Consider the following 13,919-nt stretch of genomic DNA (forward strand, 5'->3'; position numbering starts at 1 on the left):
CCTCCACACCTACAACCACCACCGCTGCCACACCGCACTGGGCGGCATGCCACCCATCAGCCGCGTGAACAACGCTGCGGGTCAATACACCTAGGCTCAGGGGCTCTTGGTATTGGTATGACTTTCAGCCCAAGCCCCTTCCTGACGCCCCTTCCCGCCGAGGAGAGCCCGATGAGCCTGTACGACATCCCGCTGACCACCCTGGACGACGAGCCCACCAGCCTGGCGGCGCACCGCGGCAAGGCCATCCTGCTGGTGAACACCGCCTCCCAGTGCGGGCTCACTCCGCAGTACTCGGGACTGGCCCGCCTCCAGTTCGCGTACGAGAAGAAGGGCTTCACCGTCATCGGCGTGCCCTGCAACCAGTTCGGCGGCCAGGAGCCCGGCACCGCGGAGGACATCCAGACCTTCTGCGCGGCCGGCTTCGGCGTGACCTTCCCGATGCTGGAGAAGTCCGAGGTGAACGGCGAGAACCGGCACCCGCTGTACCAGGAGCTGGTGAAGACCCCGGACGCCGAGGGCGAGGCGGGGGACATCCAGTGGAACTTCGAGAAGTTCCTGATCTCCCCCGCCGGCGAGGTCGTGGCGCGCTTCCGCCCGCGCACCGAGCCCGAGGCGCCCGAGGTCATCGCCGCGATCGAGGCCCAGCTGCCCGCCTGAGCCCCGTACGGCCCGCTCAGCCCAGGTCGGCCTCGTCGTACTCCTGCCCCGAGCCGGCCGCGGTGAGCTCCCGCAGCTCGACCCGGCGGATCTTGCCGGAGACGGTCTTGGGGAGCTCGGCGAACTCGATGCGCCGGATCCGCTTGTACGGGGAGAGGACCGCCCGGGAGTGCGCGAAGAGCGCCCGGGCGGTCTCCTTCCCGGGCTCCCAGCCGGCCGCGAGGGTGACGTACGCCTTGGGCACCGCGAGGCGCAGCGCGTCCGGGGCCGGGACGACGGCCGCCTCGGCCACGGCCTCGTGCTCCAGCAGGGCGCTCTCCAGCTCGAAGGGGCTGATCTTGTAGTCGGAGGCCTTGAAGACGTCGTCGGCCCGGCCCACGTAGGTGAGGTAGCCGTCGGCGTCCCGGGAGGCGATGTCCCCGGTGCGGTAGAGCCCGCCCGCCATGGCCTCCGCGGTGCGCCCGGGGTCGTCCCGGTAGCCGGTCATCACCCCGGCGGGGGCCGGACGCAGGTCCACGCACAGCTCGCCCTCGTCGGGGGACTCCCCGCCGGTGACCGGGTCCAGCAGCACGATCCCGTAGCCGGGCGCGGGGCGGCCCATCGAGCCGGGCTTGACCGGGACGCCGGGGAAGTTGCCGACCTGGAGGGTGGTCTCGGTCTGGCCGAAACCGTCGCGGATGGTGACGCCCCACGCCTCCCGGACCCGCTCGATGACCTCGGGGTTCAGCGGCTCGCCCGCGGCGACGGCCTCGCGCGGGGGCGTGCGCAGCTTGGTGAGGTCGGACTGGATCAGCATCCGCCAGACGGTGGGCGGGGCGCAGAAGGTGGTGACGCCGCCGCGGTCCATCTCCGCGAGGAGGCGGTCGGCGTCGAAGCGCGCGTAGTTGTGGACGAAGACGGTCGCGCCCGCGTTCCAGGGGGCGAAGAGGTTGGACCAGGCGTGCTTGGCCCAGCCGGGCGAGGCGATGTTGAGGTGGACGTCCCCGGGGCGCAGCCCGAGCCAGTACATGGTGGAGAGGTGCCCGATGGGATAAGAGGCGTGGGTGTGCTCGACCAGCTTGGGACTGGCGGTGGTGCCCGAGGTGAAGTACAGCATCAGGGGGTCCGTGGCGAGGGTGTCCCCGTCCGGGGTGAAGGCCGCGTCGGCCCCGTACATGTCCTCCAGCCGCCGCCACCCGGTGGGGACGTCCGTCCCGGCGGCGATCCGGGTGTAAGTACCGGGAACCCCGTCGAACTTCGCTGTGTCCTCGGCTCGCGCGATGACGTGGCGTACGTGGCCCCGGTCGACGCGGTCGCGCAGGTCGGCCGGGCCGAGCAGCGGGGTGGCGGGGATGACGACGGCGCGGAGCTTCATCGCGCCGAGCATCACCTCCCACAGCTCGCGCTGGTTGCCGAGCATGACCAGGATTCGGTCGCCGGCGGTGACGCCCTGGGCGCGGAGCCAGTTGGCGGCGGAGTCCGACCGTACGGCCATCTCGCCGAAGGAGACGCTCCGGCTGGTGCCGTCCTCCTCCACGATGCGCAGGGCGTCGGCCCCGTTCCCGTGCGCGATGTGGTCGAACCAGTCGAGGGCCCAGTTGAAGCGCTCGGGGCGGGGCCAGGCGAACCCCGCGTGGGCGGCTTCGTACTTCCCGCGGTGTTCGAGCAGGAAGTCCCGCGCGGTCCGGAAGCTGTCGGTGGCGCTGTTCTCCGTCATGACAGGCATCGTGCCGCGCCGGACGGGGCCTCCACCAGGGCGGCGTCAGCCTCGGATTGACCCGAAGCGCACGGATCCGGGCGCGCCGGCCATCCCCGCGAGCAGGGCTTCACCCTCGGCGGCGATCTCGTCCATGCGAGCACGGGAATGCGTACCGAAGAGCTCGACGGTCAGGGCCGGTCCGCCGCTCCCCTCCGCGATCCGCCACAGGCCGGCGAGGAACCCGTCGACGAGCAGGGTGCGGTGGGCCTGGTTGCCGCTCCAGGTGCGGCCCTTTACTTCCGGCGGGACCACGCGGGAGCGGTCGGCGTGCGAGAGCAGCAGGTTGTCGAACTCGGGCAGGAAGCGGGGCGGCGCGGGGGTCGCGGCGTCCGGGCGGGGTGCGTCGGGCAGGTCGAAGAGCTCGACGCCGTTCTCGTCGCGGAAGGCGGTCAGCCGCGGGCGCAGCCGCTCGAAGACCTCGCGCAGCCGGGTCAGCCCCGCCCAGGTCTGCATGTCCTTGACGGAGGCCGGGCCGAAGGCGCCCAGGTAGCGCAACACCAGGCCATCGATCCCCTGCTCCTCGCCGGAGGGCTCGCCCACCCACGCCTCGACGGTGGTCAGCCGCACCTGCCCGCTGCGCCCCCACACCCCGCGCGGGGTGACCTGCACGAGCGGGAGCAGGCAGCGGGCGGCGACGGACAGCGACTGCGGGTCGGCGGCGGGCCACTGGCGCAGCAGCTCCTCGCGGATCTCCCCCATGGTGCGCGGCTCGGCCTCGACGAACGCCCGGGCGCGGGCGGCGAGCCGGTCCAGGTCGACGCCTGCAAGCCCCTTGCGGAAGTAGGTCACCTCCCGGTCGCGGGCGGCCTGGACGAGCGGGCGGAGGGTGAGCGCGTCATGGGCGGTGTGGGTGTGGATGGTGGACCGCATGGTGACCATCCGGACCACCTTCCGCTCCTCCATCAGCCGGGCCAGCCCTTCGGGCCGGAACCCGGCGAGCCGGGCGTGCAGCTGGTAGTAGGGGGGCGTGACGTTCTGCGCCTGGAGCCCGAGGAGGTGCCCGACGGCTCCCTCCGGGGACATCTCGGCGCGGCTCAGCAGCAGTTGGCGGGCGAGCGTGGCACGGTTCAGAGCGCGGGTGCCGAGTACGGGGTTCGTCCTGGAGGCCATGACAGCAAACTAACCCCCCTCGCGGACACCCCCTGTCCGCAACTCACACGGAGACTGCCCGCGCTACCGGAGCACCCGAACCGCCGTCCCCCCTCGTCCGCGAAGCGCTCGGGCTGGCTCCGCCCGCCCGGCCCCGCCGCCCCGCCCCCGCCGACGGCCCCCGGCCCGCCACCCCCGGACCACGCCGGCGTGATCGACTCCGCGGTCTACCGCGACGGCCGCCGCGTCGCCTCCCCCACCACCCTCGCCGACACCTTCCGGCTACTGCGCGAGCAGCCCGACGGGATGGCCTGGATCGGCCTGCACCGCCCGTCGGAGTCCGAACTGCACTCGCTGGCGACCGAGTTCAACCTGCACCCGCTCGCGATCGAGGACGCCATGGAGGCCCACCAGCGCCCCAAGCTGGAGCGCTACGGCGACACCCTCTTCGTGGTCCTGCGCGCGGCCCGCTACCTGGACGCCCTGGAGGAGGTCGACTTCGGCGAGCTCCACGTCTTCGTCGGCCCGGACTTCCTGATCACGGTCCGCCACGGCGCCGCCCCCGACCTCTCGACCGTCCGCCACCGCATGGAGGAGACCCCGGACCTCCTCTCCCTCGGCCCGGAGGCCGTCCTGTACGCGATCCTCGACGCGGTGGTGGACGGCTACGCCCCGGTGGTGGCGGGTGTCCAGACCGACATGGACGAGATCGAGACGGAGGTCTTCCGCGGCGACCCGGAGGTCTCCCGCCGCATCTACGAACTCTCGCGCGAGATGGTGGAGTTCCAGCGCGCGACCCGCCCCCTGGGCGGCATGCTCCACGGCCTGATGGCGGGCTTCGCCAAGTACGGCACGGACGAGGAACTCCAGCGCTACCTCCGCGACGTGGCCGACCACGTGACGCACACGAGCGAACGCGTGGACGCCTTCCGCCAGGCCCTGACCGACATCCTGACGGTGAACGCCACCCTGGTCTCGCAACAGCAGAACGCCGAAATGCGGGCTTTGGCGGAGGCCGGCTTCGAGCAGAACGAGGAGATCAAGAAGATCTCCTCGTGAGCCGCCATCCTGTTTGCACCCACACTCGTGGGAACCATCTATGGCATGAACTTCGAGGACATGCCCGAGCTGAAGTGGGCGGGCGGCTACCCCTTCGCAATCCTCCTGATGGCAGTGGTCTGCGTCAGCCTCTACGTCATCTTCAAGAAGCGCGACTGGCTGTAGCGATCCACCGCACGAGCTTGATCGACTTAGCGCAAGCGAACTGCGGCCCGTGCCCCTGGAGGCCCCGTGGGGAGTACCTGGGGAGAACGCGCGGTAAGGGGTCGACCAGACGCAGCTCCGCCGCCTACCAGGGGGCGGCGCCCGGCGCAGTCGTCACCGACCGCGCTCCACGGGAACTCGCCATTCGGTACGCCCTGCATTTCCGCAGCGTGACACACGACCGAGACGCCTCGACGCAGGCCAGCGGGCCGTCCAATCTGCTAGGCGTTCCCGCAGACATGGCCGACTCGCACCCTTGCCATCCGCACGATCATGACGGCTCATCAGGTTCTGTCAGTGGCCGCCGCTACAACCGAACTGGAGGTCCGCACGGCGCGGACCGATGGGGAGGGAATCAGCATGCCGAAGGTTCCGCACGGCAAGGTGTACGTACGGCCGCACTTCCGGAGCAGGCCGGGCCCGAAGTCCGCCAAGGGCCTGAGTGTGTGGGCCATCGCCGGCCTGTGTGCGGTGGTCTGGCTCTGGGGCCAGGTCTTCGGGTTCAGCGACAGCTCCGCCGAACAGCAGCCCACGCCGAAGCCCGCGATCTCCGCTCCAGCGGGTGGGCAGTGACGGTCCGATGGCGGCGAAGCATCCGGTGGCGACCGCGCAGTACCGCAGACATCCTGGGTGCGGCAGCCGTTGCCCTCGCGCTCTCGGTCGCCCTGGCACAAGCCGCATCGCGCCTCCTCACGAGGGCCGCCGCAGCCTGGCCGGCGCTCGTCCTGATCGGTCTCGCCCTCGCCGTCGGCTTGGCCTGCCTCCGGGTACGGGGCTCCCGTCGGCATCGCGCGGACAGCGAGAGGCTGGCCCGTCTGCGCATCACCTTGTCCGAGCTGGACGCGATGGACGACCAGCAGTTCGAGTACGCGCTGCGCGACCTCCTCGTCCGCGACGGCTGGGCGGCCAGGAAGGTGGGCGGGGGCGGGGACCAGGCTGCGGACGTGATCGGCGTCCGGATACCCCTCGGGCGGATCGTGGTGCAGGCGAAGTACACCCGCGTCGGCGGCAAGGTCGGCTCGTCGGTGATGTACGAGGTGAAGGGCACGGCAGGGCCCGCGCACAAGGCGGATCACGCTGTCGTCGTCACCAACGGCTCCTTCACCCGCGCCGCCATGGCCTGGGGCGACCGTCACGGCGTGCACTGGGTGGACCGCGACCGGCTGGACCAATGGGCCCACAAGGGCAAGGCCCTCCACGAACTGCTCGGACTGCCCGCGCGGCGCTCCCGCCTGCCGTGGCGTCGAGCGGCATGAGACTCAGCGCGTGACCCGCCAACGAGAACGGGTGGCACAGCATGAGCTGTGCCACCCGTTCTCAGGCAAGGGCAAGGTCGTCTGGGACGTACTGAAGGGCAACTCCGAGCAGCGCATCGACTGCCGCACGCCCCTTGCCTCCGGCCTCGGGCATGAAGTGGGCGTAGTGGTCGAGGGTGATGGTCGGGCTGGAGTGGCCGAGCCACCGGGCGAGGGTGACCACGGACTCGCCCGCCTCGAGGATGACCGAGGCGTAGGTGTGCCGGAGGACGTGGAAGCCGTCCTTGCGGGACGCCTTCCAGCGCTGGCCCTTCTCCCGCACGGGGATCACGCCGGCCTTCGCGAGGGCGGGCTTCCACACCTCGTCGTTGAAGATGTTGGCGCGGATCGCGTTGCCGTAGGTCGTGGCAAGGACCAGCGGGAAGGAGCGCTTCTCCCGATCGGCTTCGGGGCCGCCCCAGGGCAGCTCGACCTCAACAGCCGGATGCTGCAGGAAGTGTGCGCGCAGCTCGCTGGCCACCGAAGGCGGCATGTCGACGACGCGGGTCTTCCCGCCCTTGGGAAGGGTGAAGTACAGGCGCCCGTAGAGGAGCTGGACCTGTCGGCGGACGCGGATGAGGCCGCGCTCGAAGTCGACGTCCACCGGCGACAGCCCGAAGACCTCCCCCTGGCGCAGCCCACACCCGAGGGCGACGACGACAGCGATCCGGTACCGCTGGTTGATGACGTCCCGTACCCGCTGCGCGGTCTCCAGCAGCCACGCCTCCCGCTGGTCCTCGGGAGCCTTGGGCCAGCGCACCGACTTGGCGCGCATCGGGTTGCGGACCAGGCGCTTGTCGTCGATCGCCGTCTCGAAGACGTTCGAGAGGGTGGTGAGGATCTGCCGGGCGTAGCGCGGTGCGCACTCGCCTTCGAGCGTGGCGATGTAGCCGCGCAGGACGGACGCGGAGACGTCACGCAGCGCCACCTCGCCGATGTGCGGAAGGACGTGGAGGCGCACGCGCTCGTCAACCCGCTTGACCGTGCCCGGTGCGCCCCGCACTCCCGCCTGCCAGTGGCGCGTGACGTAGTCGGCGAGGGTGATGGAGCCGTCGCGTGGGTCGACGAACTCGCCCCGCTCGCTGTCGGTGCCGGCCCTGCGGAGCCACGCCTTGGCGTCCTCCAGGGTGTCGAACGACATGCCCCGGACCCCCGGGATGCCCGCGACCCGGTAGCGACTCCCCTTTCCGTACCGGGCGGTGCGCTCGCGCTTGCCGCTGACGGGGTCCTTCTTCTTGTTGATCCAGCGGTCTTCGATGTAGCCGGCCAAGTGTTTCCTGGCAGCTAGGGGTTCGGGACGGTTGGCCGGAAGCCGTCAGACGGTGGCCGGGTAGGCGGCGCGCCGCTGTGGTGCGGTGCTCACTGGGTTGAGGGCGGGGTTGGAGCGGGAGTCCGCCCGCTCCTGCTCCCGTATCCAGGCATCGAGCGCATCGATCCGGTACGTCACTCGCCCGCGGGCACCCATGCGGAAACTCGGCGGACCCTGACGCCGGTGACGCCAGACGTAAAGCGTCTTGGGTGAAATGCCGAGATATTCAGCCGCGTCATGCACCCCAAGAAACGCGCGACCGATGGCCGGACGGTGACGGAATGTGGCAGCGCTGACGGAGGAGAGCGGGTCGATAGAAGACAAGCGAGAATCCTTAAGGCAGAAAAAGGGAATGAAAGCGCCCTGCCACCCATGGGTGACGAAGACGTCCAGGACCACCAATGGTCCGGAGGATCCCCGGTTTCGGAAACCGGGGATCGTCGGCTATATTCCGCCCACCCCAGCCGGAGCCGGGTGGATCGGCACCGTCGCCAGCAAGATCTGCGGAGGGGTTCCGAGAGCAGCGGCGATGGCGACGAGATCGTCGATGTCGCAGCGCCGGACCGTGCGTTCGATACGTGAGAGCGCGGTGAAGGTCATGGGGCGACCCAGTGCGGTGACGCGGGCGGCGAGCTGGCGCTGGGAGTAGCCACGGGCGACGCGGGTGCGTTCGATGGCGTGGGCGGCGGCCCGTCCGGCGGGTCCGATTCCAAGGGGGCGTGGCGGCATTGCTGTGTTGTAGCTTGCGCGCCCGAGCCTTCGGAAGGCTTTCCTGTCTGCTGTGAGCGATGCCAGCAGAATTCGGGGGAGATTTCGGCGACCGGGATTTCAGGTCTACCCTGCAGCCGGAAAACCTTTCAGGAGTCCTAGAACCAGCTCTGGACTTCCGGGGCAGGGGTGTGGCTTTGTTGTCCACGCGCCACTGCCCCGCCATCTCCTCGCCCCCATTTTCGAAAGGCGGCCGATCCTCATCGCCCGTATCCGTACCATCAAGCCCGAGGCATTCGCCTCCGAGTCCCTGGCGGCCGTGTCCCTGACGGCCGAGCGGACCTTCTTCGGCCTGCTCACCCAAGCCGACGACAAAGGCCGCATCCGCGACCAGGCCGCCGTCATCGCCGGACAGCTGTGGTCGCTGCGCCGCGAGCACGGCCCGGTGGAGGTCGAGGACGACCTGACGCAGCTCGACGCTGCCGGCCTGATCTGCCGATACGAGGGCGAGGACGGAAGGCAGTACCTGCACATCGTCGCCTTCGGCCGCCACCAAAAGATCAACCGCCCCAGCGCCAGCAGGATCTCGGACTGCCCCCACCACGACCTCGGCCTTCCCCGTGAGACCTCACTGCCTATGCGCGGAGCAGTCGCTGAGGCTTCCGTGATAGGTCCGGGAGAAGACACGGAGTCCACCATGAGCCGAGAATCTGCAGGTCATAGGCGATTCAGTGAATCGTCACCGCGCGCTCAGGGAGGGCTCGTAGAGGCTGCTGTGAGCCCTCAGCGTCCGGATCTAGGACCTAGGAACAGGGAACTAGGAACTACCCCGTTGGGGGGCGCGAGCGCCCCCGCGCCCCAGACCGTCTCGGCGAAGGACCTCGTCGCCGAGTACGCCGCGGCCTGCGAACACCGTCCGCCCGCGAGCGTGCTCGGGCAACTCGGACGGGAAGCCGCGAAGCTCCTCGCCGAGGGCATCGACCCCACCCACGTACGAGCCGGTCTGGACCGCCACCGGGCCAAGGGCCTTCACCCGAAGACCCTGGCCAGTGTCATGCACGAGGTCATGAACGCGGGGGCGCCCACGACCGCCGTCACCCACCGCCCCTGGACCAATCCCACCGACGTCGCCGCTGCCTACGGGGGTGCGCTCTGACCGCCACCACCCTGCCCCAGTCCTCCGGTCAGGCCGTCCGGGCCGTGGCGGGCATCCTGGCCCGCCGGGGCATGGACCCCGTCATCGGCTCGGAGGAACCGGAGCCCACGCCCGAGCCTGTCAGCGCACTGGAACTGGCCGACGCCCGGATCCCCCCGCGATACCGACACGCCCTCGCCGATCACCCCCAAGTCGTCGCCTGGGTGGACGAGATCGCGTGTGCCGGGCGCCCCGGCCCGAGCGGGACGCGGGGCATCGCAGAGGGCCCGTCGCTCCTCATCGCTGGTCCCACCGGCACCGGCAAGACCCACCAGGCCTACGGGGCCGTCCGCGCACTGCTCGCTGCCGGCGTCCGCCTGCGCTGGGAGGCGGTCACCGCCGCCGACCTGTACGCCCGCCTCAGGCCGCGCCCAGGGCTCGACACGGAACGTGAGCTGCACACCTTGGCCCGCTGCCCGCTGTTGCTCCTGGACGACCTCGGCGCCGCCAAGGGCAGCGAGTGGACGGAGGAGCTGACCTACCGGCTGATCAACCACCGGTACGAGTACCTGCGCCCCACCCTGCTCACGACCAACCTCCCTATCCCCGAGCTCCGCACCGCCCTCGGCGACCGCGTCGCTTCCCGCCTCTCCGAGATGACCCACCGGGTCATCCTCGACGGCACCGACCGCCGCCGCACCTCCCCTAGCGCTTGAACACGCCAACCCTTTGGAGCACCACCCGCTTGACCACCACCTCCCACCGCACGCAGACGGCCGAGCGGTACGCCTTGGCCGTCGCAGGCTGCGTCATCGTTGCGCTCACCGCAGCAGGATTCTGGCTCTCCTACGCCCATCTCGCCGAAGTCGCGGGGCAGCACGGCCTCAGCGCTTCCCCAGCCCGCCAGTGGGCGTGGCCGGCAACGCTCGATGCCTCCATCGTCGCCGGGGAAGTGCTCATGCTCCGCGCCAGCCTCCGCCGGGAAACCGACGGGTGGGCGATCGCCCTCACCGCTGCCGGATCGCTGGGCTCGATCGCCCTGAACGTCGCCGGCGTCAGCAGCACCGACGGCGTCCCGGCCCCGGCCCTCGACTACGTCGTCGCCGCTGTCCCTCCAGCAGCCGCGCTCTTCGCCTTCGGCGTCCTCATGCGGCAGATCCACCGCCACGTCGCCTCCGACGACTCCCGCCACCATTGCCTTCCGGCAGGAGAGACCACAATGCATCCCGCGGACCTGGATCGTGCCCGCGCGCACTCCGCCACAGTGCCGCTTCCGGACCCGGAACGGCCCGAGGGCCGGGAGGGTGACTGCCCCACTCCGGCTGACGCCGTACAGGGCGCATCAGCCGATGTGGCGGAAGAGACCGACCAAGTGGCGGAAGCCCACGTCCCGCCGAGGAAGCGCACCGGTCGCAAGCCCGCCGCCACCGACGACGAGCTCTTCACCATCGCCCTCACCGCCCCGCTCGCACGCGATGGACGCGCGTCAAGCCGCCACATCGAGACGGCTGTCCGCGCTCGCGGCCTCCCCATCGGCAGGGACCGCCGGAACAAGATCACCCGGCAGATCCAGGATGCACTCGACAGCGGCCGAGCGGACGCCGCATAGGCCTCGTCCGAAAGTCGCATTGTTCCCCCACGCATCCGTCGCGGGGCGAGTTGGCGTTCGTGCGCCCCATCCCCCCAACGCCAAAGCCGTTCCGGCCCGACCAACAGGAGGCACGCACTTACAGGACGAACCCACTGCCACGCATCCCCACAACCTCCAAGCAGGCGACGCCTACCCAAGCTCCAGACGGAGCAAGTTATCGGCCAAGACGCTCTTCCCCGTCAGGGGAGAGCGTCTCGGCCGCTCCCGCCCCTGGAGTGGCGGGAGCGGACCGGAGCCAGGGGGCACCGGTCCGCCAAGCAGCGACCGACGACGGATCGCAGCCGAGGGATGAGCAGCAGCCTGCGTGCGAAGCCGCGTCACCTCCGCTGCCCCGCCAAAGCGCGTACACGACGACGTACCCACAGGGACGGCCAGCGCTCCAAAGTGTGCAGCGTCCGTCTGCACGACGACGAGCACGCGCTCGTCGCGACCGCCGCCAGGGCCGTCGAACGTCGGCGTCGCCAGCTTACTTGCCCGAGCGACCCACAAGGCGGTCCCCGGCCTCAGGATCGCCCTGCAGATGTACTGCCATCACGCGTGAGCGCGCGGAGCATGGTGGTGTACACCGGGGCGTCGGGGAACGGCTGCTGGTCACCGATGTGCTGGTACCCCCAACTCCCATAGAGGGCCTTCACCTTCGGGTGGCCGGGCTCGACGAGCAGCGTGACGCGCTCCTCGGTGCGGCCGGCCAGGAGTTCCTCGTGGATGCGGTGCGCCAGGCCCGTGCCCCTCCAGGGAGCCCGGACCATGATCTCGAAGAGGGCGAGGGTGCGGGTGCCGTCCTCGATCGTGTCCGCCTCGGGAAGGGGCTGGAGCATGTGGGCCCACCAGCCGGTGTTCTGGGGCAGGGCTGCGGCGTAGGCGTAGCCGGCGGCCTCGCCACCGTCGTAGGCGACCACCGCCTCCCAGGAAGGGCGGGAGGAGTGGCCGGTGAGACGCCCCTCGAAGCGGTCTACGGAGAAGAACGGGTCCTCGCCGATCTCCTTCTCGTACACCTCGGCGTACACACCGACCAGGGTGGGGCGGATGATGGGCAGTTGGTCGGTGCCGTAGCGGTGAAGGGTGATCTCCGGGGCGGGCATGGTGCTCCTTGTCGCGTGACGGTTCAGGCAGTGCGGGCGCGGTCGTTCCACTGGCGGGTGACGGCGGACTTGGGGGCCGCCTGGTTGAGTGCGGAGGTGAAGCTGCCCAGGAGATGGGGGATCCGGCCGGCGTCAGCGCCGGTCGGGGCGATGACGCGGGTGGCAGTGGCCACGGCCTGCTCGACATCACCCTGCGCGACCTGCGCGAGGGCCGCCTGGGACAGGTAGTAGGCGCGGTTGCGGTGCTGGTCGTCGCGGAGGTCCGCGATGCACCGGTGCGCGTGGAACTCAGCCTTCTCCGCCTCGCCGAGCCGGTAATGGGTGATGCCGGTCAGGCCGTGGAGTTCGCCCCGGGTGTAGAAGGCGACGGAGGACGGACGGGCCTCGGCGGGATCGGCCCGGTCGTAGGCACCGTGGGCCCGGTCCAAGGCGCGGAGGGCCCGGGTCTTGTCACCGAGGCTGGCGGCGGTCAGGGCGATGCGGGAGTGGGTCAGCGAGGCGTAGAGGGGGTCGGTGCGGTGTGACCGGGTGCCGGTGCAGGCTTCGGCTGCGGCAAGGGCGTCGGCGTAGCGGCCCCGCTGTCCGGCGAGCATGGCGGCGTACCGCCAGGTCTGGTGCTGGACCTGACCGTCTCCGGAAAGCCCTGCGAGCGTGACGGACTGCTCCAGGTAGCGCTGGGCCTCCCCCAGCCGGCGAGCGTCGATGGCGGAGAACATGGCGAAGGCCGTGAAAGACGCGGCGACGGCGTAGAGGCGGGAGCGGACGCGCTGACTGGCGGAGCCGTGCTGCTGGAGGCTGATGGTGCGGGCGGCGAGGTCGGCGGCGCGCTTCTCCAGGACGGGACCGCCGCCGTTCTGGTCGTCCAGGAGCCACAGTTCGGCCAGCAGACCGCGCAGGCGGTCGACGTCGGAGTGCCCGACGGTGGGTCGGGTGGCTGCGGTCGCGGTGCCGGTGGACACGGCGACGGCGGCGCCGGTGGCTACGGAGATGAAGCTTCGACGGCCAAGCACAGGGTCCTCCAGTCGTGCTGAGGGCGTTGCGGGGCGGGGGCGGGCACGGGGCACGAACCCCAGGTCGGTCCCAGGAAGCCCGGAAACGGCCTCCAGGGCCTGCCACTGGCGGTCCTGGGGCGAGCGGTTCTCTCCCGACAGCCACCGGTAGACCGTCCGTTCGGTGACGGCACCGCGGTGGCCGGTGAGGTCCGCCATGGCGTCGTTGACCTGCTCGGCAAGAGCGCCCGCACTGAGCCCGTGTTCCTTCATCCAGGTCTCTAATTCCGCGTTCCGCTTCCGCACCATGCAGTCACGGTAGGGGTGGGGCCGCCATCCGAGGTAGCAGAGGTCGGGACTTTTCGTCAGTGGTCACGCGAGTAGCTGCGAGCGGATTCGTCATGTCCAACACGGCTCGGACACGGGTTACTTGTCCGCACAGCCGAACCGGCAGCAGGCGGATGGGAGCGGAATCGTGACCGTACTCGCGCACGAAGTGGCGGCAGCCCCGGTCGAGGTGCCCACGGTCACCTCCGCCAACCAGAAGACCGTGATCGCCTCCGCGGCTGCCGCCGTCGCCGGGGACGTCGAGGCCGCCCTCGCCCTCGCCGACCACCACCCGGCTGGGGAGGCGGCCGTACGGCTGCGGGAGCGGCTGCGCGAGCACGTCCACACCCTCGCGGTACCCGCCGAACGGTACGCGGCTCTGCTGCCGGAGAGCCGGGAGAAGGACATCGCGGCCGGCACCGTGCGGTTCGCCCGCAAGGTCGCCCGGGACTGCGGGAGCGATCCGGCGATAGCGCTGCGGCTGCTGGCCAAGTCGGTGGCCCACCTCGCCCGGAACACGGACCTCCTGCGGCTTATCTGAACCGCTTCCGGCGCCGGCCTGCCTGGGGCGCCGGTGCCGGAAGCCCTCCATCTGCCCGGCCGCGGCAGGTGACTGCAACACCTGGCCGACTCCGGTGAGGTGGTCGCCTCCCCCGGATACGGGCGAGGAGCC

Annotated in this window: 14 protein-coding genes and 1 pseudogene; 8 read left to right on the plus strand and 7 right to left on the minus strand. The window is 70.7% G+C overall.

Annotated features, from left to right (window positions below; genetic code table 11):
- The first annotated feature begins 171 nt into the window (after nt 1–171).
- Nucleotides 172–660: a glutathione peroxidase gene (locus ACFY7H_RS31170; RefSeq protein WP_388945072.1), complete on the plus strand. Its 489-nt coding sequence runs from the start codon at nt 172–174 to the stop codon at nt 658–660.
- Between the two features lie 16 nt (nt 661–676).
- Here the strand turns inward: ACFY7H_RS31170 and ACFY7H_RS31175 are convergent, their stop codons facing one another.
- Both ACFY7H_RS31175 and ACFY7H_RS31180 read right to left on the minus strand, forming a co-directional pair.
- On the minus strand, nt 677–2,356 hold the full coding sequence (locus ACFY7H_RS31175; protein ID WP_388945075.1) for an AMP-binding protein: 1,680 nt from the start codon (nt 2,354–2,356) through the stop codon (nt 677–679).
- 45 nt (nt 2,357–2,401) lie between these two features.
- On the minus strand, nt 2,402–3,508 hold the full coding sequence (locus ACFY7H_RS31180; RefSeq protein WP_388945078.1) for a winged helix DNA-binding domain-containing protein: 1,107 nt from the start codon (nt 3,506–3,508) through the stop codon (nt 2,402–2,404).
- A gap of 54 nt (nt 3,509–3,562) precedes the next feature.
- Here ACFY7H_RS31180 and ACFY7H_RS31185 point away from each other — a divergent pair.
- The 3 genes and pseudogenes from ACFY7H_RS31185 to ACFY7H_RS31195 all read left to right on the plus strand — a co-directional run bounded on the left by ACFY7H_RS31185 (nt 3,563) and on the right by ACFY7H_RS31195 (nt 6,006).
- Nucleotides 3,563–4,711, plus strand: a pseudogene (locus ACFY7H_RS31185) (magnesium and cobalt transport protein CorA).
- A gap of 399 nt (nt 4,712–5,110) precedes the next feature.
- Complete coding sequence (locus ACFY7H_RS31190) at nt 5,111–5,323, plus strand: hypothetical protein (protein ID WP_119094994.1); 213 nt, start codon at nt 5,111–5,113, stop codon at nt 5,321–5,323.
- Nucleotides 5,324–5,373: 50 nt separating this feature from the next.
- The gene (locus tag ACFY7H_RS31195) at nt 5,374–6,006 is read left to right on the plus strand and encodes a restriction endonuclease (RefSeq protein WP_388945198.1); all 633 of its coding nucleotides are present in this window, start codon (nt 5,374–5,376) and stop codon (nt 6,004–6,006) included.
- 61 nt (nt 6,007–6,067) lie between these two features.
- Here the strand turns inward: ACFY7H_RS31195 and ACFY7H_RS31200 are convergent, their stop codons facing one another.
- The 3 genes from ACFY7H_RS31200 to ACFY7H_RS31210 form a co-directional block, all read right to left on the minus strand.
- The gene (locus tag ACFY7H_RS31200) at nt 6,068–7,315 is read right to left on the minus strand and encodes a tyrosine-type recombinase/integrase (RefSeq protein ID WP_388945081.1); all 1,248 of its coding nucleotides are present in this window, start codon (nt 7,313–7,315) and stop codon (nt 6,068–6,070) included.
- A gap of 45 nt (nt 7,316–7,360) precedes the next feature.
- A complete protein-coding gene (locus ACFY7H_RS31205) occupies nt 7,361–7,678 on the minus strand; it encodes a helix-turn-helix transcriptional regulator (protein ID WP_388945084.1) in 318 nt (105 codons plus the stop codon).
- 120 nt (nt 7,679–7,798) lie between these two features.
- Nucleotides 7,799–8,083 carry a helix-turn-helix domain-containing protein gene (locus ACFY7H_RS31210; RefSeq protein WP_388945087.1) on the minus strand — a complete coding sequence of 95 codons (285 nt, stop codon included), beginning with the start codon at nt 8,081–8,083 and terminating at the stop codon, nt 7,799–7,801.
- 241 nt (nt 8,084–8,324) lie between these two features.
- On the opposite strand from ACFY7H_RS31210, the gene ACFY7H_RS31215 reads away from it, so the two are divergent.
- The 3 genes from ACFY7H_RS31215 (at nt 8,325) to ACFY7H_RS31225 (ending at nt 10,806) form a co-directional block, all read left to right on the plus strand.
- Nucleotides 8,325–9,218 (plus strand): hypothetical protein, encoded by an 894-nt coding sequence (locus tag ACFY7H_RS31215; RefSeq protein WP_388945201.1) that lies wholly within the window; start codon nt 8,325–8,327, stop codon nt 9,216–9,218.
- A gap of 71 nt (nt 9,219–9,289) precedes the next feature.
- On the plus strand, nt 9,290–9,913 hold the full coding sequence (locus ACFY7H_RS31220) for an ATP-binding protein (RefSeq protein WP_388945204.1): 624 nt from the start codon (nt 9,290–9,292) through the stop codon (nt 9,911–9,913).
- Nucleotides 9,914–9,942: 29 nt separating this feature from the next.
- A complete protein-coding gene (locus ACFY7H_RS31225) occupies nt 9,943–10,806 on the plus strand; it encodes a DUF2637 domain-containing protein (RefSeq protein ID WP_388945090.1) in 864 nt (287 codons plus the stop codon).
- 545 nt (nt 10,807–11,351) lie between these two features.
- On the opposite strand, the gene ACFY7H_RS31230 is transcribed toward ACFY7H_RS31225, so the two are convergent.
- Nucleotides 11,352–11,930, minus strand: coding sequence for a GNAT family N-acetyltransferase (locus ACFY7H_RS31230; RefSeq protein WP_388945095.1), 579 nt, complete (start codon nt 11,928–11,930; stop codon nt 11,352–11,354).
- A 23-nt stretch (nt 11,931–11,953) separates the two neighbouring features.
- Nucleotides 11,954–13,228 carry a Tat pathway signal protein gene (locus ACFY7H_RS31235; RefSeq protein ID WP_388945098.1) on the minus strand — a complete coding sequence of 425 codons (1,275 nt, stop codon included), beginning with the start codon at nt 13,226–13,228 and terminating at the stop codon, nt 11,954–11,956.
- 166 nt (nt 13,229–13,394) lie between these two features.
- Here ACFY7H_RS31235 and ACFY7H_RS31240 point away from each other — a divergent pair, with 166 nt between their 5' ends.
- Nucleotides 13,395–13,787, plus strand: coding sequence for a hypothetical protein (locus ACFY7H_RS31240; protein ID WP_388945101.1), 393 nt, complete (start codon nt 13,395–13,397; stop codon nt 13,785–13,787).
- The last annotated feature ends 132 nt before the right edge of the window (nt 13,788–13,919 follow it).

Source organism: Streptomyces sp. NPDC012794 (assembly GCF_042901085.1).
Taxonomy (GTDB): domain Bacteria; phylum Actinomycetota; class Actinomycetes; order Streptomycetales; family Streptomycetaceae; genus Streptomyces.